This window comes from Sorangium sp. So ce1153 (genome assembly GCF_051521595.1).
Lineage (GTDB): Bacteria > Myxococcota_A > Polyangia > Polyangiales > Polyangiaceae > Sorangium.
Genome location: NZ_CP150361.1, coordinates 11966487 through 11987151 on the forward strand (window position 1 = coordinate 11966487; position 20665 = coordinate 11987151).

General features: G+C 69.8%; 17 protein-coding genes. 12 read left to right on the forward strand and 5 right to left on the reverse strand.

What is annotated here, in order from left to right:
- Positions 1 to 183: 183 nt before the first annotated feature.
- The 6 genes from WME85_RS43460 to rimI all read left to right on the forward strand — a co-directional run bounded on the left by WME85_RS43460 (position 184) and on the right by rimI (position 5367).
- Positions 184 to 666, forward strand: a complete 483-nt coding sequence (locus WME85_RS43460) for a roadblock/LC7 domain-containing protein (RefSeq protein WP_012239856.1) — start codon at positions 184 to 186, stop codon at positions 664 to 666.
- Between the two features lie 11 nt (positions 667 to 677).
- Positions 678 to 1268: a GTP-binding protein gene (locus tag WME85_RS43465; protein ID WP_012239857.1), complete on the forward strand. Its 591-nt coding sequence runs from the start codon at positions 678 to 680 to the stop codon at positions 1266 to 1268.
- A 390-nt stretch (positions 1269 to 1658) separates the two neighbouring features.
- Positions 1659 to 2207, forward strand: a complete 549-nt coding sequence (locus WME85_RS43470) for a hypothetical protein (RefSeq protein ID WP_437304953.1) — start codon at positions 1659 to 1661, stop codon at positions 2205 to 2207.
- A gap of 96 nt (positions 2208 to 2303) precedes the next feature.
- A complete protein-coding gene (gene alr, locus WME85_RS43475) occupies positions 2304 to 3584 on the forward strand; it encodes an alanine racemase (protein ID WP_437830105.1) in 1281 nt (426 codons plus the stop codon).
- A gap of 68 nt (positions 3585 to 3652) precedes the next feature.
- Positions 3653 to 4846: a vWA domain-containing protein gene (locus WME85_RS43480; RefSeq protein WP_437830106.1), complete on the forward strand. Its 1194-nt coding sequence runs from the start codon at positions 3653 to 3655 to the stop codon at positions 4844 to 4846.
- Positions 4843 to 5367: a ribosomal protein S18-alanine N-acetyltransferase gene (rimI, locus tag WME85_RS43485; RefSeq protein ID WP_437830107.1), complete on the forward strand. Its 525-nt coding sequence runs from the start codon at positions 4843 to 4845 to the stop codon at positions 5365 to 5367. Before WME85_RS43480 ends, rimI begins: the two co-directional genes overlap by 4 nt.
- 6 nt (positions 5368 to 5373) lie before the next feature.
- Here the strand turns inward: rimI and tssM are convergent, their stop codons facing one another.
- Both tssM and WME85_RS43495 read right to left on the reverse strand, forming a co-directional pair.
- Positions 5374 to 8283, reverse strand: a complete 2910-nt coding sequence (gene tssM / locus WME85_RS43490) for a type VI secretion system membrane subunit TssM (protein WP_437830108.1) — start codon at positions 8281 to 8283, stop codon at positions 5374 to 5376.
- A gap of 111 nt (positions 8284 to 8394) precedes the next feature.
- Entirely contained in the window at positions 8395 to 9078 is a 684-nt protein-coding gene (locus tag WME85_RS43495; RefSeq protein ID WP_437830109.1) for a hypothetical protein, read from the reverse strand.
- Between the two features lie 317 nt (positions 9079 to 9395).
- On the opposite strand from WME85_RS43495, the gene WME85_RS43500 reads away from it, so the two are divergent.
- Positions 9396 to 10133 carry a metallophosphoesterase family protein gene (locus WME85_RS43500; protein ID WP_061611099.1) on the forward strand — a complete coding sequence of 246 codons (738 nt, stop codon included), beginning with the start codon at positions 9396 to 9398 and terminating at the stop codon, positions 10131 to 10133.
- A gap of 108 nt (positions 10134 to 10241) precedes the next feature.
- On the opposite strand, the gene WME85_RS43505 is transcribed toward WME85_RS43500, so the two are convergent.
- Both WME85_RS43505 and rpoZ read right to left on the reverse strand, forming a co-directional pair.
- The gene (locus tag WME85_RS43505; RefSeq protein ID WP_437830110.1) at positions 10242 to 11117 is read right to left on the reverse strand and encodes a class I SAM-dependent methyltransferase; all 876 of its coding nucleotides are present in this window, start codon (positions 11115 to 11117) and stop codon (positions 10242 to 10244) included.
- A gap of 106 nt (positions 11118 to 11223) precedes the next feature.
- On the reverse strand, positions 11224 to 11466 hold the full coding sequence (gene rpoZ / locus WME85_RS43510) for a DNA-directed RNA polymerase subunit omega (RefSeq protein WP_061611097.1): 243 nt from the start codon (positions 11464 to 11466) through the stop codon (positions 11224 to 11226).
- Positions 11467 to 11614: 148 nt separating this feature from the next.
- Here rpoZ and pyrH point away from each other — a divergent pair, with 148 nt between their 5' ends.
- The 3 genes from pyrH to WME85_RS43525 are packed head-to-tail and all read left to right on the forward strand — an operon-like array spanning position 11615 to position 14780.
- The gene (pyrH, locus tag WME85_RS43515; protein WP_437503414.1) at positions 11615 to 12376 is read left to right on the forward strand and encodes a UMP kinase; all 762 of its coding nucleotides are present in this window, start codon (positions 11615 to 11617) and stop codon (positions 12374 to 12376) included.
- Between the two features lie 24 nt (positions 12377 to 12400).
- Complete coding sequence (locus WME85_RS43520; RefSeq protein WP_437830111.1) at positions 12401 to 13567, forward strand: peptidylprolyl isomerase; 1167 nt, start codon at positions 12401 to 12403, stop codon at positions 13565 to 13567.
- Entirely contained in the window at positions 13554 to 14780 is a 1227-nt protein-coding gene (locus WME85_RS43525; protein WP_437830112.1) for a KamA family radical SAM protein, read from the forward strand. Before WME85_RS43520 ends, WME85_RS43525 begins: the two co-directional genes overlap by 14 nt.
- Positions 14781 to 14801: 21 nt before the next feature.
- On the opposite strand, the gene WME85_RS43530 is transcribed toward WME85_RS43525, so the two are convergent.
- Positions 14802 to 17549, reverse strand: coding sequence for a protein kinase domain-containing protein (locus tag WME85_RS43530; RefSeq protein WP_437830113.1), 2748 nt, complete (start codon positions 17547 to 17549; stop codon positions 14802 to 14804).
- Between the two features lie 633 nt (positions 17550 to 18182).
- On the opposite strand from WME85_RS43530, the gene WME85_RS43535 reads away from it, so the two are divergent.
- Positions 18183 to 19748, forward strand: coding sequence for an acyl-CoA carboxylase subunit beta (locus tag WME85_RS43535; RefSeq protein WP_437304964.1), 1566 nt, complete (start codon positions 18183 to 18185; stop codon positions 19746 to 19748).
- A gap of 321 nt (positions 19749 to 20069) precedes the next feature.
- Positions 20070 to 20600: a hypothetical protein gene (locus WME85_RS43540; protein WP_437830114.1), complete on the forward strand. Its 531-nt coding sequence runs from the start codon at positions 20070 to 20072 to the stop codon at positions 20598 to 20600.
- Positions 20601 to 20665: the final 65 nt, after the last annotated feature.

The following is a 20665-nucleotide window of genomic DNA, read 5'->3' on the forward strand; positions in this document are numbered from 1 at the left end:
GCAAGTCCCAGGCAGCGAGCGTGGCGCCGCGAACGTGGTACCCGTGGTACGGCATGCCCGCACAGCGGGACGCCAGTTGGATGATGATGGTCGGGGACCGCACGTGCGGCGCCCGGTTGATGACAAGGGCGACAGAGCCCGCAATGCCCAGGGCCCCATCGCGAGAGCGCTGGCGGAGGAACGATGGTCAACCCTCAGATGGTGATGTACGAGGAGGAATTCAATCAGATCCAGAGCGTGGTGGATCGCCTCGTCAAGGACGCCAATGCGAAGGTCGTCTTCATCGTTGACAAGAACGGGCAACTGATCGCCGCGAGCGGAGACGTCGACAACCTCGACACCACGTCGCTCGCCTCGCTGACGGCGGGTAACATCGCCGCCACGGGCGGGATGGCGAAGCTCCTCAAGGAGAACGAGTTCGCCACTCAGTTCCACGAGGGTGAGAAGGCGAACATCCACATCCAGCTGGTCGGGAACCGCGTCATCCTCGTGGTGATCTTCGACTCAAAGTCGAGCCTCGGGTTGGTGAGGCTCCGGGTGCGAAAGGCGAGCGAGGAGCTCAACCACATCTTCGAGGCGCTGCTCAAGAAGGTGCAGGAGCCGGGCGCCGACTCGCCGTTCGCCGAGATCACCGACGAGGACATCGACAACCTCTTCAACGACTAGGAGCGCGGTCGATGAGCTTCATCAATTACATGGCGCGCGAGATCAACTGCAAGATCGTCTATTACGGCCCGGGTCTCTGCGGCAAGACGACGAACCTGCAGTACATCTATGAGCGCACCAACCCGGACGCGAAGGGGAAGATGATCTCCCTCGCCACCGAGACCGACCGGACACTCTTCTTCGACTTCCTCCCGCTCGCGCTGGGCGAGATCCGCGGCTTCAAGACGCGGTTCCACCTGTACACGGTGCCGGGGCAGGTCTTCTACGACGCGAGCCGCAAGCTCATCCTGAAGGGCGTCGACGGCGTGGTCTTCGTGGCGGACTCACAGCTCGGCCGCATCGAGGCGAACCAGGAGTCGGTGGAGAACCTCCGCACGAACCTGGCCGAGCAGGGCTACTCGCTCGACAAGATCCCGTACGTCATCCAGTACAATAAGCGGGATCTGCCGGAGATCGGCACGGTGGAGGAGCTCCGTTCGCTGCTCAATCCGACGAACGTCCCCGACTTCGAGGGGGTCGCGCGGACCGGCGTCGGGGTGTTCGACACGCTGAAGGCGGTCGCCAAGCTGGTGCTGACCGAGCTGAAGAAGGGCGGCCCCTAGCTTCAAGGGGCAGTCCCAGGTCCGAAGGCGGCGCAGCGAGCGAGACCAAGGCCCCGCTCGCCTTCGCCGCAACCCTCAGGCGCGCTGGTAGATGCGGTTCCGCCGGTTGCGGTTTTTCGCCTTCAGCTTGGACCGGTGGCGCTTCGACTTGGAGCGCGTGGTCTTTCGAGGACCTTTCGACAGCATGAGGAACATGAACAGGCTCCGTTGAGGCGCCCGGCGCGGAGGCGTCGTGCCGCCGCTGCCGGTGCGAAGGGGCGGCAACCTACGGCATCGCAGGGCAAAATTCAACCGGAGAGCACCTCGACCCGGCGGTCGGACAGGTTCCCGCGGCGAGGAGCCAGGGGAGGCACCGGGGCAGCGCTTTTCTGCTATCGGTGTCCGTACCTCGTGCGGTTCCGAACCCTCCTCTGCCTGGCCGCCGTCTCGGCGACCGCGTGCGGCGCGAGCATCAACGCGGTGTACGAAGGAGACGTCCGCTTCGAGCACTGCATGGCGCTCGACTCGATGGCGGACATCAAGCCGACGCTGCGGCGCGCCTGCTGGGACGAGTGGCTCCAGTTCTACACGTTCGGCCAGACCCGCGACCGCGTGGAGTACGCGACGCTCCGGGAGAGGCAGCTCAGCCGCGCCAGCGACTTCGACGAGGGCGAATGGAACCCGCCCAGCAGCCGCGCCCCCGCCGTGCCGGAGCCGACGAGCGCGCTCGCACCGCCGCCCAGGCTCCTGAGCGCCGACGTGGCCGCGCCCGCCGAAGAAGCGGACGCGGGCGCCCCCGATGCGACGCCCGACGCCGCCGAGGACGCGGCGCCGCCTGGCGCGGAGTGCAGCGCGGCGTGCGAGGCGAGCTGGAAGGAGTGCCAGCAAGACTGCAAATCCGCCGGGTGCGAAAAGGCGTGCACCGCGAAGTACACGCGGTGCATGCGCCGCTGCTTCTGACCGGCGTCCGCGCTCTGCGGGCATGCCTCACCTTGTCACACCAAGATGGCCCGGAATCTTGACCCGCGCTCGAGCGTAGGGCTATCCGCGTACACGATGTCCGCTTCGCACGCGCCCACAGAGCTCAGCAGCACGACTTCTGATCGCAACGGCACGGCGTCGGCCCTCGAAGGGCTCGGATCGAGCGTCGGCCCGGTGCGGGTGCTGCGTCCAAGGCGAGCGGCGCCTGCGGACGCGGTGCGCCCGACCCGCGCGGAGGTGAACCTCGCTCACCTGCGGCACAACCTCCGCGTCCTCGAGCGATCGCTGACCGGCGCGAGGCGGCCGCAGATCTGGGGCGTGCTCAAGGCCGATGCCTACGGGCACGGCGCGCCGGCCGTGGCGCGGACGCTCGAGCGGACCGGCATCCCGGGCCTCTGCGTCGCGCTGCTCGAGGAGGCCATCGAGCTGCGGGACGCCGGCATCCGGCTGCCCATCCTCGTCATGGGCGGCTACTACGGCCCGCGCCGCGAGGGGTTCGAGGAGATCATCGCGCGCGACCTCGTGCCGGTCGTCTACGACGCGGGCCAGATCGAGCGCCTCGCGAGCGTGGTGCGGCTCGAGCAGCGCGGCCGCGTCGGCGTCCACCTCAAGGTCGACACCGGCATGGGACGGCTCGGCACGGCGAGCTCCGAGCTAGAGGCGGTGCTCGCGATGCTCGCGAAGCACCCGGAGGTGAGGCTCGACGGGCTCATGACCCACCTCGCCTGCGCGGACGCCGACGATCTCGGCGTAACGATCGAGCAGATGAAGCGCTTCGAGGAGATCGAGCAGCGGGCGAAGAGCTTCGGCCTGACGCCGAGAGTGCGACACGCCTCGAACAGCGCGGCCATGCTGCGCCTGCCAGACGCGTGGCTCGACGTCGTTCGCCCCGGGGTCGCGCTCTTCGGCATCTCGCCGTGCGCAGGGCTCGCGCCCGACCTCAAGCCGGTCATCCGCGTGCGCAGCGAGATCGTCGCGCTCCGCACGATCGCGAAGGGCGACAGGATCGGCTACGGCCACACCTGGCAGGCGTCACGGGAGAGCGTCGTCGCCACCGTGCCGATGGGGTACGCCGACGGTCTGAGCCGCCAGCTCTCGAACCGCGGGGCCGGGCTCGTGCGCGGGCAGCGCGCGCCGATCGCGGGCGCCGTGTCGATGGATCTCACCATGCTCGACGTGACGGATGTCCCGGGAGCGCGCGTCGGGGACGAGGTGGTGTTCCTCGGAACACAGGACGGCCCGCTCGGGCGCGCCACGATCAGCGCGGAGGAGATCGCCGGGCTCACGGGGACGATCGCCTGGGAAGTGCTGACGAGCATCTCGCGCCGCGTGCCCAGGTTCTACCGCGAGCCCTGAGCGCGGCGAGATCCACCGCCACGGCGCCCAGCGCTGCCAGCGCGGAGGGGCGTGGTACGCTGTTCGCCATGAACACGGCCGTGAAGCAGCGGGCCGGCGTCTGCGGCATGCTCTTCCGTGTCGGGGCCGCGCTCGCGCTCGGCGCGGCGCTGTCCGCGTGCGCGGACGACGGCCTGAAGCAGCGTCCACGCAGCGGCAGCGGCCAGGGCGCGCAGGAGCCGGACGACGAGTTCAACCCGGACGCTGGGGGCACGAGCGGACCACCGCCCGTGGACGCAGGGGGGCTCTGCGGCAACCAGATTCATCAGGTGGAGATCGCCGAGGCGCCGAACCTCTACTTCGTCCTCGACGCCTCGGGCAGCATGCTCAGCGCCGCCTCCTCGCGCGCCACGCGCTATGACCGGGTGCACGAGGCCGCGGTCGACCTCGTGCGCAACCTGGGCCCCCTGATCAACGTCGGCGCCGCCGTGTTCCCGCTGGACGCGACCGCCGAGGCGCCGTGCAGGCCAGGCGGCGAGGTGTTCCCTGTGACGCCGGGAGACCCTTTCTCGGACGGCCAGGAGGGTCGCCCGACGACCTCGAAGTTCAGCTCGGCGACGCGCGTCGAACCCCTCGGCGGGACGCCCACCGCGGCGACGCTCGCGGCGCTCACGCCGAAGCTCGTGGAGCTTCCCGGCAAGACCATCGTCGTGCTCGCGACCGACGGAGGTCCGAACTGCAACAGCGCCGCGACGTGCGACGCCGAGGAGTGCATCGCCAACATCGAGCAGCAATGCCCCGAAGAGAACTGCTGCGCGCCCTTCGGCCTCTCGGGACCAGGGGGATGCCTCGACCGCGACGACACGGTCGCCGCGATCGCGCAGCTCGCGGCGAGCGGCATCGAGGTCTATGTGGTCGGTATCCCCGGGAGCGAGTTCTACGGCGACGTCCTCGACCAGATGGCGCTCGCCGGCGGCGCGGCGCAGTTCGTGAGCCCCTTCTACTTCAAGGTGGACAACCTCGACACGCTGGGGAACGTGCTCTCGAAGATCGCGAGCATCGTCGTCTCCTGCGAGTTTGACCTCGTCGACCCGCCTCCCGAGGACGGGCAGACCAACGTCTACCTGGACCAGGCGCTCGTCCCCTACGACCCGGAGAACGGCTGGCGATGGAAGTCCTCCGCGGTCATCGAGCTCCTCGGAGAGGCATGCCAGAAGCTCAAGAGCGGGCGGGTGGGGCAGGTCCAGATCGTCTCCGGCTGCCCCACGGAGGTGGCGAGGTGAAGCGCGAGGCGACGGCGAGCTCGGTCTCGCTGATCCAGCTGACGGCCGACGCCGCGGACGACGCCGCGATCGAGGAGGTCGATGCGGTCGCCTCCGCGGCCTTCGACGTGCCGCAGTTCTCCGCGCGAGAAGAGCTGCGCCGCCCGTGGACGCGCTGCTGGGTCGCGCGCGAGGGGCGACGCGCGCTCGCCTTCCTCATCGCGTGGCACGTGGCCGACGAGCTGCACGTGCTCAACATCGCCACCTGCCCGACCGCGCGCCGGCGCGGGCTCGCGACGGCGCTGATGAGCCGGTCGCTCGAGTACGCGCGGCAGCAGCAAGTGCGGCTGCTCCTGCTCGAGGTGCGCCGCTCGAACCGGGCAGCGATCCGGCTCTACCGGAAGCTCGGGTTCACGGCGATGGGCGTGCGGCCCCGGTACTACAGCGACAACGATGAGGATGCGGTCGAGATGGTGCTCACGCTCGATCCGGCGACCGGCGCCGTACAGCCAGGCCGCGACGAGATCCGCATCGAGGTCTGACCCCGCTCAGCGCGGGCCAGCAGCAGCGCCGGAGAAGCGGGACACGGCCGTGAGCGGCGGCAGCCGCGCTGCCACGACCTGGAGAGGGGTCAAGAGGAGCGGCCGGAGCAGCGTCTTGGCTCGCTCGTCGAAGGGCTGGAGGAGCGCGTCGGCCTGACGTGTCGCCTCGATCAGTCGTTCGGCCATGAGGCGCGCGTCGACGTTCGGGTTCACATCCTCGAGCCGCTGGATCTCGTCGCGGAGGGAGCTGAGCAGCGAGATGTACCTCGCCAGGGGCGTGTCCGTGATCGGCGCCGAGCCGCTCGGCGCGGCGGGAACGCCGAACTCGACCGTCCGCTTGAACTCGTCCGGGACCGAGCTCGGCCGGTTTCTTATGAGCTTCACGTTGAGGGGGACCTTGACCCTCGTCTTCTGCTCGATCTTCCTCCCGAGCTGCTCTTTACCGAGCTTGAACAGGCCCGAGTCCTCGACCGCGCTCCGATCCCGCTTCCACTGCGTGTTGTCCTCGAGAGCGCGGATGATGCGGAGGTACGGGTAGTCCGGCTTGGCGAGCTCCATGTAGATCTCCTTCGCCTCCTTGAGGTTGGCCGGGGTCCGCACGGTGAGGTCCGCCATCCAGTCGGTCCACTGCGCGATGTATCGGGCGTCGTAGTCGGCAGCGAGGCCGTCCAGGTTCTTGTTGACCGACGTCTCCTCGCCCGGCGCGAGCTCCACGACCCACCGCTCGGCCAGCAGCCGCTCGGCGCCGCCCTCGAGGTTGTCGAGCACCGCGAAGTGCCCCTTCTCTGTGTACGGGCCGTCGATCTCCTTCCAGCGCTTCTCCTTCGCGTACAGCTTGCTGCCGATGACCTTCAGCACGTCGGGGCGGTCGGCGAACATGTCGCCCAGCGTGTGGGGCGGGTACTTGCGGTTCGCGCGGCTGTTGTCGCCCGTTGGGTCGTACTTCTCCTCGATGATCGCGTTGACGAAGAAGTCGTAGTAGCGCTTCCGCACCGGCACGGCCTGGAGCGTCGCGCGCACGCTCGCGACCAGATCATCCTTGCGCGCGATCGGCGTGACCCGCTTCTGCTTGATGAGCGTCAGGTAGTACTCGACGTGGCTCTCGAGCTGCTTCTTCAGGTCGGTCTCGTTGAGGTTCGACGTCGGCCGGAGCACCTCGGCCCAGAGCGCGGTGAACCTGTCCTTCGCCCAGTCGACCTCGAGGTGCTCGACGTCGCTCAGCATCAGGTACAGCTTGAGCTCGTTCCGCTCGCGCAGGTAGTACTCCCCCTTCGCGAGCTTCAGGCGATCCTCGAGCCGCTGCTTGCACGGGATCACGAAGCCGTTCTGCAGGCTCGCGACGTAGACGTGCACCAGCGGGGGGTAGACCGTCTCTCCCTGGAACATCGTCCAGCCCTTCCCGTCCGGAGGGCCGTCCTCGCGCGCCTTGTCGATCTCCTGGAGCCGATCCAGCGCCGGCCGCAGCGCGGCGAGCTTCTCCGAGAGGGGCCGCGTGTCCTCCCAGCGGATCGCGCTGACGGCGCGCGCGTCCGCCTCGACGTCGCGCAGGAACTCGCGGTTGTTGCTGAACGAGACGAAGCTCGGGATCGCGAGGATGACCCCGAGCGTCGCGGCCGCAGCGCTGATCGCGCCGCGCACGATCCGCTGGCGCCGGATCTCGCTCGCGCTCCTCGCGGCGATGTCCCCGTCCGGGAAGACGACGTTCATGAACACGTCGTGGAGGAAGTAGCTCTTCGACTCGACGTTCTGCTGAGCCGCGGCCTCCTGCGTGCGGATCCCCATCGCCTGGCCCATGCGCTGGAGGACGCGGTCGAGCGGCCGGCCCTCCTGCGTGCCGCTCGTGAAGTAGAAGCCACGGAAGATGGGTGTGCCCTGGAAGGCGTTGACCATGAAGACGGTCGACACCAGATCGGAGAGGTTCCGGCGGATGCCCGCGAACTCGAGCGGGAACTGGTAGACGCGCTCGCGCACCTCTCGGCTGCGCTCCGTCACGAGCCGCTTCAGCGTTCGGCCGTGGATCTGCTTCGCCAGCGCGTCGAACTCGGCGTCGAAGAGCCTCCCCGGGGAGGTCTTGTCCGCGCTGAGCTTCAGCGTCGCGCCCCACGCCTGGGCGCGGTCGCTCCTGCGCGTGTCGCCGAAGAACTCGGAGAAGCCCGCGATGAGATCGCACTTCGTGAACAGGATGTAGACGGGCAGCACCATGTGGAGCTGCGTCATCACCTCGTCGATGCGCGCCCGGAGCTTCTTCCCCATCTGCTCGATGTGCTGCTCGCTCGCGTCGATGAGATCCGCCACGCTCACGGCGACGAGGATGCCGTTGAGCGGGCGCCGGGCGCGGTGCCTGAGCAGCATCTGCAGGAACGCGATCCACTCCTCGTGGTCGTCCTGCTCCGTCGTGTAGCGCCCCGCGGTGTCGAGGAGGATCGCCTCGTTGGTGAACCACCAGTCGCAGTTGCGTGTACCGCCGACGCCGCGCACGCCGCCGCCGTTGCTCGGGTGCGCGTACGGGAAGACCAGGCCGGAGTGCTTCAGCGCGGTCGTCTTCCCCGCCCCGGGCGGGCCGATGATGACGTACCAGGGCAGCGAGTAGAGCGCGGCGCTGCCGTGCTTCTTCCCCTTGCCGAGCTTCGAGCTCTTCAGCGCGCTGATGCCGCCCTGGACCTGCCGCTGGAGCTCCTGGATCTCGGCGCGCCGCTCGGGCCGCGCGTTGAGCGCCTGCTGCGCGCCCTGCTGGACGATCGCCCGCTCGAGCGCGGACGCGGCGCGCCCCGCCCTGAAGCGGCGGAACACGAAGAGCGCGACGGCGGCGAGCGCGATGACCACGCTCGCCGCGATCGGGATCGCGGTGGACAGGCCAAACGTGAAGTACGCCGCCCACGAGATGAGGAGCAACAGCCCGAAGAGGACCCACAACACGCCGGCGACGATATCACCGGTCGCCGGCGCCGGAGCACATCCCACGCGCGGCGCGACGATCCGCGCGCAGCGCACGGCGCCGCGGCGCGGGCGCGCGCGGCGGCCGCTGGATCAGCCGTCGCCGCGCTCGTAGTCGCCCGGCCCGAGCGAGGCGTCGGTCTCGTCACCGGCAGCGAGCCGGCGCGAGCGGATCGCGTCCACGGCGATGTCGATCACCTCGAGCCGCGTCGACGGCGCGTAGTACTCATCTTCCGAGACGGGCGGCAGCTCCGCGAGCCTGGCCGCGACCGCCTCGCGGTCCTCGTCCTCCAGCTCGAGCGCGGCCGGATCGCCGCTCAGGGGATCTTCGGCCTGGTCCCGCGCGGGCTCGGCGGAAGGATCCCGCGTGAGCGCCTCGCGGACGAAGAGCACGGGGCTGAACGCGAGGTAGACCGACGCGAACTCCACCTGCCAGTACGTCGGGTCTTCACCATCCATGCGCCACCACGATGCGTGCCGTCGGCGGATGACCTCGCCGAAATAGACGCCCGCCATGTGCGCGACCACCGGCAACGCCTCGACCTTCTCCGACGTCGCCCTACGCGCCTGCTCGAGATAGTGATCGAGCACCGGCAAGGTCTCCGGCCGGTAGTCAAGACGTACGCCGAGGGCGCGCTCCACAAACCGCACGCACCCCTCGGCGAGATCCTCCACAGCAGGCGGCGGCGGCGCGACAGCTGCAGCGGACAGAGCAGACTCGACCGACCGCTCCGCAGAAATCGGAGGCGAGCCTGCACCGTTCTGTTTGGTATTCATGGGCTCCACGCTATCCTTCTCCGGTGCGGGTGGCCGCTCGTCATCGTGATCATGGTGATCGTGCCGAAAGCGTCTGAGCGATCTCTGCCACCCCGTGCGGGACAAGCACCCGGCCCTCGAGCCTCCTCAACGAGGCCCACGAGAACGAGAACGAGAACGAGAACGAGGTCCCGGGTGCAGTGGAAGTATGAGCCACCGGAACTGCTCCGAGGAGCCGGGGACACCCAGCTCCAGCCCGACCGGCCCGGCTGTGGATTCGGGTTTGAATTCCTAACGGAAGTCGAGGCCTTCGTGCTAAGCTCCGCCCTCGCGTCGAAATGAGACTCGGGATCTTCAGCGATACCCACGCCAACTACGAGGCGCTCAGCGCTGTTCTCGAGTCGTACCGCCACGAACGCATCGACGTGTACTACTGCCTCGGGGACACGGTCGGCTACGGCGGTTCGCCCAACGAGTGCGCCGATCTCGTCCGCAAGGTCGCCAAGAAGACGATCCTCGGCAACCACGATGCGGCCGTCGCTGGCCGGATGGACTACTCGTATTACTACGAGGCCGCCCGGCAGGCGCTGGACACCCACGCTGCGATGCTCTCCTCCGAGAACGCGGCCTGGCTCCGGAGCCTGACGTACCAGGAGAAGCTGACGGACATCAACGTCGACCTCTGCCACGGCTCGCCCGTCCGCCTCGAGGAGTTCGAGTACATCTTCGCCCCCGAGCAGGCGCGCGAGTGCCTTCCCATGTGGAACGAGCTCGGTCACATCACGCTGATCGGCCACTCGCACCTCTGCAAGGTGTTCGCGCTCACGCCGACTAGCGTCGAGGAGCTCCCCGCGGTGGATTTCCAGCTCGAGCAGGGGCGCAAGTACATCGTGAGCGTGGGGTCGGTGGGACAGCCGCGGGACTACGACAACCGCGCGAGCTACACGATCTACGACAGCGACACGAAGCGCTTCGAGTTCAAGCGCGTCGAGTACGACATCGAGACCGCGGCGGAGAAGGTCCTGCGCGCCAAGCTCGAGCGCAACTTCGCCCACCGGCTCTATATCGGCGTCTGAGCCAGGCCGGCAGGCGCGCTCTGCGCGGCGCCGTGGTGGCTCAGCTCGCCGGGCTCGCCCGAGCCTCGCGCGCGCGCGCGGCCGCCCAGGTGGCCGCGCGGCTTGCGACTAGCCCTGAGGTCGGCCAGCTCGCACGGAGCGCCGCGGCCGGCAGTGATAGAGCAGCATGCTCGTCTGGTTGTCGGGAGGCGCCGCGGAGAAGTCGCTGCGGAGCGCCGTGAGCTCGAAGCCGTTGTAGTGGAGCAAGGCCTCGAGCTCCTGCGGGTAGAACTGACGGTGGGCGAGCGGCGTCATCCAGCGCTCGCCGCCGCTCACGGGCGAGAACTCCATCGAGACGAAGAGGATCTGCCTGACCTTGTCGTAGTCGAAGCGCTCCGTGTACCGGACGACCTCGCCCGGGCCATCCTTCGCGGGGTACCGGAAGCGCGGCGTGGCGTAAGCGCGATCCGGATCGCGCGCGAGCTCGGCCGGCTCGGGCATGGAGACGTCGAAGACGAGCTCACCCCGCGGCGTCAGGTGCTCGCGCGCTCGCGCGAGGAACCGCTCCACGTCCGCGCGCGTGTAGAGGTGCAGGAAGGCGTTGAAGGGGCAGATCACCAGCGGGAAACGGCGCCCTAGCCGCAGCGCCCGCATGTCGCCGCGCCGGAGGCTCACGCGAGAGGAGACGTCGCGCGGCTCTCGCCCGAGCTGGGCGCGCAGATCGCCGAGCATGGGCGCCGACAGATCCACGCCCGTGATCCGGACCCCTGCCCTCGCGACAGGCAGCGTGATCCGCCCGTTGCCGCAGCCGTACTCGAGCACCGGCCCCGCGGACGCCGCGGCGAGGTCCACGTAGTAGCGGACGTCGTCCTGGCGCCGCGCGTACGTCTTCGCGTAGTACGCCGGATCTTCGTAGTGGGCCGACGTGCCCGCTTCGAGCTCCAGATCGCGGCGCTGGCCGGAGCTCGATGCGCGCCGTGGTCGCGGGGTGGCTGCCTCTTTCATGCGAAGCGACAGGTCAGGCGCGGCGCTGGCACGAGGAGGGAGGCGAGCGCTGGGGCAGAGCCCTCACGAGGCGTGTGTCGCCCGAGCGCGCTCGCCCAATGCGCCGTCAGCGCTGGCCGCCAGCGTTCATCTGCTGGAGCCACTCGGACACGACCTCGTGCGAGCTCCGGTGGAAGTGCACCTTGCCCGCCGCGATCTCTCGAAGGCTGGTCACGGCAGGCTTGTTCTTCGTCTTCACGAGGGTGTCCGCGCCCTTCATGAGCTGCCGCGTCCGGTTGGCCGCAAGCACGACGAGGGCGAAACGGTTTTCCTCGCGCTCGAGGCAGTCTTCCACAGTCACACGTGCCATAGGGGGGCCGAGAGTAGCGCCCAGCTCCGGCGAGCGCAAGGTACATGCCGGCGTGTTCTGGCGGCGAAGATGGCGCCGCCGCGCCATCCGGATGACGCGACACGTTGCTCGTTGCCGTCCGCGCACGTCCCGACTACGAGGTGCGACCGTGGCCGCTGAGCAGGACTCCCTTCTACCCCCTCCCCCCCGCCCGGCCCCCGGGCTGAAGTACCGCCGCATCGTGCTCAAGCTGAGCGGCGAGGCGCTCTGCGGCCAGGAAGGCGGGTTCGGCATCCGCCCCGAGACGCTCCACCACGTCGCCGCCGAGATCGCCGAGCTCCAGCGGATGGGCGTGCAGATCGGGATCGTCGTGGGCGGCGGCAACATCTTCCGCGGGCTGAAGGGCGCGAGCGCGGGGATGGACCGCTCCCAGAGCGACTACATGGGCATGCTCGCCACGGTGATCAACGCGCTGGCCCTGCAGGACGCGCTCGAGAAGACGGGCGTGCCGACGCGCGTGATGACCGCGATCGAGATCCGTCAGGTCGCCGAGCCGTACATCCGCCGCCGGGCGATGCGCCACCTCGAGAAGGGCAGCATCGTCATCTTCGCCGCGGGCACGGGCAACCCGTTCTTCTCGACCGACACGGCGGCGGCGCTGCGGGCCATGGAGATCCAGGCGCAGGCGCTGTTCAAGGCGACCAAGGTCGAGGGCATCTACGACCGCGACCCGGTGCGCCACGAGGGCGCGCAGATGTTCGCGCACCTGAGCTACGACCGCTTCCTCGCCGACAGGATCGGGGTCATGGACTCGACGGCCGTCACGCTCTGTCGCGAGAACAAGATGCCGATCCGGGTCTTCAAGCTCACGACCCGCGGCAACATCCTCCGCGTCTGCAGGGGCGAGGAGATCGGCACGATCGTCGACTGAGCGCGCGCGCCGAGGCGCTCAGCGATGGGCCAGGACATCCGCAGGCGCGCCGACATGAACGGGATCGGCGTGCCCTCGAGCCGCGAGGAAACCGTGCTACACCCCGAGCCAGCAATGACCCGAGCTCAGGTGCGCCGAACCCTGCTCGCCATCTCGCTCGCCGCGCTCGTCACGGGCTGCGATGAGCCCGCCCTCCAGGTCCCGGCGGACGCGGGCGATCAGATCTTCGGGCTCACGGCCGAGCAGTCGGCGCGCGTGCTCGCGAAGGTCGGAGACAGGGTGATCACCCTGGGCGACTTCGGCAGGACGCTCGAGCGGATGGATCAGTTCGATCGGCTCCGGTACCAGACGAAGGAGCGGCGCCGCGAGCTGCTCAGCGAGATCATCGACGCGGAGCTGCTCGCGCTGGAGGCCAGGCGCCGGGGCCTCGACAAGGACGCCACGGTCGAGGACTCGATCCGGCAGATCCTCCGCGAGGCGATGATCGCTCAGGCGCGGAAGGGCCTGCCAGCGCCGGCCGATATCCCGGCGTCCGAGGTGCGCGCGTACTACGAGTCGAACGCCGACAAGTTCATCGAGCCCGAGCGGCGGCGCATCGCCGCCATCGTGGTCGGCGACAAGGCGCTCGGGGAGAAGGTCCTCAAGGAGGCGCAGAAGGCGGGCAGCAGCAGCGCGTGGGGAGAGCTATTCCTCAAGCACTCGCTCACGGCGCCGAAGGACAAGAGCGCGAGCCCGCCGCTCGACCTCGCGGGCGAGCTCGGCATCGTCAGCCCGCCCGGCGATCCGCGCGGCGCCCACCCCCAGGTCCCGGAGCCGGTCCGCGCGGCCGCCTTCCGCATCGCCAGCGTCGGCGCGGTCAGCGACGCGCTCGTCGAGGCCGACGGGCGGTTCTACATCGTCCGCCTGAGCGGGCTCACCGGCGGACACCGGCGCGAGCTCGCGGAGGCCGAGCGATCCATCCGCGTCGCGCTCCTCCAGCAGAAGATGCAGGACCAGGAGCGCGCGCTCGAGGAAGAGCTGCGGAAGAAGTTCCCCGTCGAGATCAACGACGCGGCGCTCGCCTCGGTGAAGCTGCCGGGGCAGCTCGTGACCCCCGGGAGCGAGCCGCAGCCGGACCCCGCAAAGCCCCGCGCGCCGCAGCCGGAGCAGGCCGGCGGCGCCGCGACAGGATCGAGCAATGCGGGCAAATAGCGGGCTCATCGCCGCCGAGCAGATCGCCCGGCGGCCCACCAGCAAGGAAGCCGCGGACGCGCACGCCGCCGCGCTGCCAGAGCGCCCCGCGCCGCCGGCAGCGAGCGCGCAGCAGGGAGCGCGCCCGGACGACGCGAAGCCGCGCAAGCGCGACTGGACATGGCAGCTGCGCCGCGCGCTCTCCAGCGCAGACGAGCTGCACCGCGCCCTGTCGCTCACGCCGGAGGAGCTCGCGGGCGCGAGGCGCGCCGAGAAGGCCGGGCTGCCCATCCGCGTCACCCCCTATTACCTGAGCCTCTGCGACAAGGACGATCCGGCGTGCCCGATCCGCCGGCAGTGCGTGCCGCTCGCCGACGAGGCCGCCGAGGTGCCCGGCGACCTTGCCGACCCCCTCGGCGAGGTCGCCCACGAGGTCGCCCCGCACCTGGTGCAGCGATACCACGATCGCGCGCTGCTGCTCGCGACCGATCGCTGCGCCGTCTACTGCCGCTTCTGCACCCGCTCGCGCATGGTCGGCGACGGCGGCGGCACGGTGGCGCTCGATCGGCTCGCGCCCGCCATGGCCTACCTCGAGGCGCACCCGGAGGTGCGCGACGTCATCGTGAGCGGCGGGGATCCGCTGACCGTCTCGACGGACCGCATCGTGCGGCTCATCGCCCGGCTGCGGCAGATCCCGAGCGTCGAGACGATCCGCATCGCCACGCGCGTGCCGGTCACGCTGCCGCAGCGGATCACCACGGAGCTCGTGCGCGCGCTGAAGCCGTACCACCCGCTCTGGCTGATGACGCACTTCAACCATCCGAAGGAGCTCACGCCCGCCGCCGAGCGCGCGTGCAAGCGGCTCGTGGACCACGGCTTCCCCGTCATGAACCAGACGGTGCTGCTGCGCGGCATCAACGACGACGCGACGACGCTGGCCACGCTCTTCCGGGGGCTCGTGCGCTGGCGCGTGCGCCCCTACTACCTGCTCCAGATGGACCCGGTGCGCGGCACCGCGCACCTGCGCACGCCGCTCGCGACCGGCGTCTCCCTCATGGAGCAGCTCCAGGGCCGGCTCACCGGCATCGCGCTGCCAAAGCTCATCGTGGATACGCCCGGAGGGATGGGCAAGGTGCCCGTCGGCCCCGAGTACATCGTCGATCGACAGCCGGGGCGCACCGTCCTCCGCACGCATCGCGGCGTCGAGGTCGAGTACGTCGACCCGCCGCTCTAGCCCGTCGGCAGAGCTCCCGGCTCAGCGCCCCGGGCCGCGCGAGAGCGGCTTCGCGATCCGGAACGACAGGTTCAGGGCGCGCGCGATCCCGAAGAACCGGGTGCGCGACGCGCTCCTGCACTGCTGCGAGTCCGTGGCCCAGCTCCCCGATCGGGCGATGCGCCACGGCGGCGCGTCTCCGCCTGCGTCGGCGGCCGACTCGAGCTCACGCGACGTCGCCGCCCACGACTTCTCGCCGTTCACGTCGGCGACCCACTCGCGCACGCCGCCCGCCATGTCGCGCGCGCCGTACGGCGAGGTGTCGATGGGGAAGGTCCCGACCGGCTCCGGCTGCGACAGGTAAGGCCGCGACGAGCGCATCAGGCAGAACGTGGGATCGAAGTGATCCCCCCACGGATAGAACCGGCCGTCGGTCCCGCGAGCCGCCTTCTCCCACTCCAGCTCGGTGGGGAGCCGGACCTCGATCCCGTCGCGCTCGCTCCGGAACTGGCAGTAGGCCACGGCGTCGAACCAGTCGATGAGGATGACGGGCAGGTTCCAGAGGTGCCCCTCCTCCGCCGGGAACCGCTTCTGCGCGTCACCTTCCACCACGGTGGGCAAGGGCTCCCAGCCGCCGCCGCTGGCAGGCCGCGCGACGTAGCCCTCGGAGCCGCGCGTCCCGTGCGGCGCGCGCTTCAGGGCGAGATCGAGATCGCGCGTCTCGAGCTCGTTCAGGAACTCGCAGTACTCGCGGAAGGTGACGGGGAATTTCGCGATCGCGAAGTCGGGGACGTGGAGCTCGGCGCGGCGGAGCGGATCGTAGGCCTGCGCATCGCCGCCGGCGATGAAGGAGCCCCCTGGGATGTAGACGAACCCCTCGCCGATCTCCGCGTCGGTGTAGAGGTTCACCTCCACGCGGTGGTGGGTGCCCCGCTTGAGCAGCAGCGGGTAACGCACTTCCCGGTAGCCGGCGCGCTTCAGGATGAAGAGGTAGCTGCCCGGCTTGAGGTGCACTTCGCGCAGCGGGGTGCGGCCGAGGGAGCGCTCGTCGCTCGCCACGAGGATGCGATCCTTCTCGACGTATCGGTACGCGACGACGCTGGCGCCGGGCGGCGACGAGTCGACCGAGACGACCGAGCCGGCGGTGAGCAGCGCGGCGTAGCGCCCCACGTCGAACTCCGCCACGAGCGCCTCGTGGTAGATGCGCGCCGCGTGCTGGTGCTCCTGGTCCGCCCGCACCGCGCGCGACCAGTAGAGGTCCGCGAGCCCGGAGCGCGCCTCGACCAGATCCGGGTCGTACGCCAGCGCCTTCGTGTAGAGGTCGATCGCCTCGGCCGCGGCGCGCGCCTGCTCGCGCTCGACCCCCGCGGCCCTGTCCTCGAGCTGCCAGCCGGCCCGCTTGCGCTCGATCGGCTCGTACTCCTTCACGTCCTTGAGCAGCCGCCGCGCCTCCTCGACGAGCCGCTCGCGCTCGCTGTCGAGCCGTCGATCGCGCTCGAGCGGCGCCTTGGCGAGCTCGCAGAGCTTGATCGCCTCCTCGCGCCGGCGCATCCGCTCCTTGGCGCCCTCGAGGAACGCCTCCGCCTCCGCCGCGACGCGATCGGCCGTCGGCGGCCGCTGGTCGGGATCCTTCGCGAGCATCGCCAGGCAGAGGTCCTCGAGCAGCAGCGGGCAGCTCGGCGAGATCGAGCGCGGCGGCTTGGGGTCGCGCGTCTGCGTCGCGAGGATCACGGCGAGCACCGTGGGCGCGTCGAACGGGTGCTCACCGGTGAGGATCTCGTAGAGCACCACGCCGAGCGCGAAGATGTCCGCGCGGTGATCGATCCGCTTGTGGTCCCCCCGGATCTGCTCGGGCGCGATGTACCCGGGCGTGCCCGACAGCGCGCTCGCGAGCGCCTCGTGCCGCTTCCGGCCGAAGTCCTGCCCGCCCGGGTCGACCGAGATCGGCTCGCTCACCTCCGCCCTCGAGAGCAGCTTCGCGTTGCCCCAGTCGCCCAGGTACACCTCGCCGTAGTCGCCGAGCAGCACGTTCTCCGGCTTGATGTCGCGGTGGGCGACGCCTCGGCGGTGCGCGTAGGCGAGCGCCCTCGAGATCTGCACGAACGCGCCGATGAGCCGGACGAGGGGCCACTGCCGGCGGAGCTCGGGGTTCGTCAGCACGTTCTGCAGGCTCTGCCGCTTGACGACCCGCATCGAGTAGTAGGGCTGGCCGTTCGGCAGCGTCCCGAGGTCGTAGACCGGGATGATGTTCGGGTGCTCGAGCTGCGCCGTGATCCGCGCCTCCGTCAGGAAGCGGTTGCCGACCGCGGAGTCCGCCTCCGCCCCGGGCTTCAGGGTCTTCAGCGCCACGACGCGCCCGATCTCCCGGTCGCGCGCCTTGACCACCTTCCCGGCGCCCCCGGCGCCGAGCGCCTCGCCGACCTCGTACCGGCTGCCGCCGGTGTTCACGGCGCGCGTGGAAGAGGTCGCGAGCGTCGGGAAATCGGCCACGGCCTCCTCGCCGGGCAGGTCGATCTCGCGCTGCGTGTCGAACCGCAGCGCGTCCGGATCCTCGATCTGCGGCGAGAGGGCGCGCGCGACGGGCGGGCTGCGCCCCTCCTGCGCGAGCAGCTCCGGCAGCGCCGCCAGCTGCTCCGGCGTGAGGATCCCCTCGAAGAGCTCCTGGGGCGTCGACGCGCCGCCGAGGGTCCACCGGCACGCCATGTCCCATAGGGCGTTGGGCTCGATCAGCCCTCGCGCCACGGCGGCGACGGCCAGGGCACGCGCCTCACGAGTCTGAGCGAGCTTCACCCGAGCGACCTCTCGTCCGAAACGATCTCACCCTGCGATGCGAGTCGGAAGGCCACGCTGGGACGGCTGAGCGCAAGGCGCCGCGAGAGGGAAGGGCGGAGCGCTCCCGCGCTGCCCGTGACGCTGCTCCGTGAGCATCCCACGAGGCGCCACACGTCAGGTGCCGTGGCTGGCGACCGCTCTGCTGCCACGCCGGCCCGAGCTGCTCCTTCCGGAGCCGCGGCGCGGCAGGGCCCGAGCGGCGGTCGCTGCCCCGGCGTCCCCGTCCTCAGATGGTCTACGTGTCGGGAATTCCTGCATTTACTAGGGATAAATGAGCGCCGACCAGGGTACGTGGTGTCACCTCGCCTGTGCAAGAGAGTAGGGTGGAGGTCGCCCCGGAGAGCGGTCATTTTTCGTCGCGGCCTTCGCAGGGTCCGCGCGCCCCTCGCAGGGTCCGCGCGCCCCTGGCAGGGTCCGCGCGCCCCTCGCGCGGCTCTCGAGACGCGCGCTCCGCACATTTCGCACGTTTCCGCCGACCTCGGCCCGCTGTGGTCCCTGTTGCACCCGGGCGCGGCGCCGCGCCGTCACGCCGTCGCGTCACCGCGCGCGACGGGGTTTCGATCCCCGGGGGGGCCATGGTAGGCCGCGGGCATGGCTGATCCGACGGCCCCCAGACCTCCGGCGCTCGCTCGCCTCGACGACATGAACCACCGCGCGCTCGACGGGGGCGGGAAAGACCGCCTCGCCAAGCAGCACGAGGCCGGCAAGCTCTCCGCCCGGGAGCGCATCGACCTGCTCCTCGACCCGGGGTCGTTCGTCGAGATCGACCGGTTCGTCGTCCACCGGTGCGCCGACTTCGGCATGGACAAGCAGAAGGTCCTCGGCGATGGCGTCGTGACCGGCTGGGGGCTCATCGACGGGCGCAAGGTCATCGTCTTCGCACAGGATTTCACCGTCATCGGCGGCTCGCTCTCCGGCGCGTACGCCTCGAAAATCTGCAAGGTGATGGACCTCGCGATGAAGATCGGCGCGCCCGTCATCGGGCTGAACGACTCGGGCGGCGCGCGGATCCAGGAGGGGGTCGAGTCGCTCGCGGGCTACGCCGACATCTTCCTCCGCAACACGCTCGCGAGCGGGGTCGTCCCCCAGATCAGCGCGATCCTCGGGCCGTGCGCGGGCGGGGCCGTCTACTCGCCCGCCATCACCGACTTCATCCTGATGACCGAGCGGACGAGCTACATGTTCATCACCGGCCCCGAGGTCATCAAGACGGTGACCAACGAGGACGTCACCAAGGAAGACCTCGGCGGCGCCGCGGCCCACGCCTCCAGGAGCGGCGTATGTCACCTCACGGCGCCCGACGACCGGGCGTCGCTCGCGCAGGTCCGCGAGCTGCTCTCGTTCCTGCCCTCGAACAACACCGAGGATCCGCCGCGCCGCGCCGCGACCGATCCCGAGACCCGCGAGGTGCCGGAGCTCGACGCGATGGTCCCGGCCGATTCGTCGAAGCCGTACGACATCAAGCAGGTCGTGCGCGCCGTGGTCGACGACGGCCGCCTCCTCGAGATCCACGAGCGCTTTGCGCAGAACATCGTGGTCGGGTTCGCCCGGATCGGGGGCGCGCCCATCGGCGTGGTCGCGAACCAGCCCCAGGTGCTCGCCGGCTGCCTGGACATCAAGGCAAGCATCAAGGCGGCACGGTTTGTCCGCTTTTGCGACTGCTTCAATATCCCGCTCGTCACGTTCGTCGACGTGCCCGGCTTCCTCCCGGGGATCGACCAAGAATACGGCGGGATCATCGCCCACGGGGCGAAGCTCCTCTATGCCTTCGCCGAGGCCACGGTGCCCAAGGTGACGGTGATCACCCGCAAGGCCTACGGCGGCGCCTACGACGTCATGGCGTCCAAGCACATCCGCGCCGATTACAACCTCGCCTTCCCGACGGCCGAGATCGCGGTCATGGGCCCGGAAGGCGCGGTGAACATCGTGTACCGCAGGGAGATCCAGCAGGCGGCCGACCCGGCCGCCGCGCGCGCACGCTTCGTCGAGGACTACAAGACGAAATTCGCCAACCCGTACAAGGCGGCCGAGCTCGGCTTCATAGACGAGGTGATCTACCCTCGCATGCTCCGCAGTCGGCTGGCCCGAGCCCTCGACCTCCTGCGCGACAAGCGGGACAAGAACCCGCCGAAGAAACACGGAAACATCCCGCTTTAGCAGAATTTTGACGGCGACCCGGCGCCCACGTGAATCATGCTCAGCGAGAGATCGGCCAGCAGAACCGCTTAGAGCGCGCTGGCAGGAGCGTGCCGGGGCGAGCGACGCCGTTGCGCGGCCGATCCCAAGCGTGTAAAAACCACTTGCGTGGCTGTTTTTCTCTCTTCTCCACGCGCGATGCTTCTCTCTAGCCAACGATCTGCACAGGTGCACCCGGGGGCCGGTCGCAGGAACACGGGTGGTTTGGCGGGCATGCCGAGCGTTGGGGGGGCGCCGAGTACACGAATGAAGGGTCGGTCGGGTTCTGTGGAGGTATTGAGCATGAAATCTTGGGTATTCGCTGCGTTTTTGATTTCCGGCTGCGCCCTCGTGGCGTGCGGTGACGACGGCAACACCGGCACCAGCGGCACCACCGGCACCAGCGGCACCACCGGGAGCGGCGGCCCCGGCGGCAGCGGCGGCGCCGGCGGCAACGGCGGCTCGGGCGGCGACGGCGGCTCGGGCGGCAACGGCGGCTCGAGCACCACGAGCTCTTCCTCGACGGGGACCCCGACCTGCGATGAGACGACGGACACCTGCGGCCGCGACGACAATACGGGCTGCTACAAGTGCGCCATCGAAGGCCCGTGCAAAGAGATCAGGGATACCTGCGTGAAGGATCGGGACTGCTTGGCTCTGGTGGGATGTCTCGACGACTGCGCCGAGGAGGAGGAGCCGGACGCGTGCGTAGAACAGTGCCGCACGGACAACGCGGCCGTGGTGGAGGCCTACGACGCGATGGACCAGTGCACTATCTGTCAGGAGTGCGCTCAAAACTGCGCAGCATCCGAAGAGCCGGTGTGCCAGGAGTGAGGCGCTGACGAACAGCGCGTCATGCCCGAAGGGGGCGCCGGATGGCCGCCCCCTTCGGCGTTTTG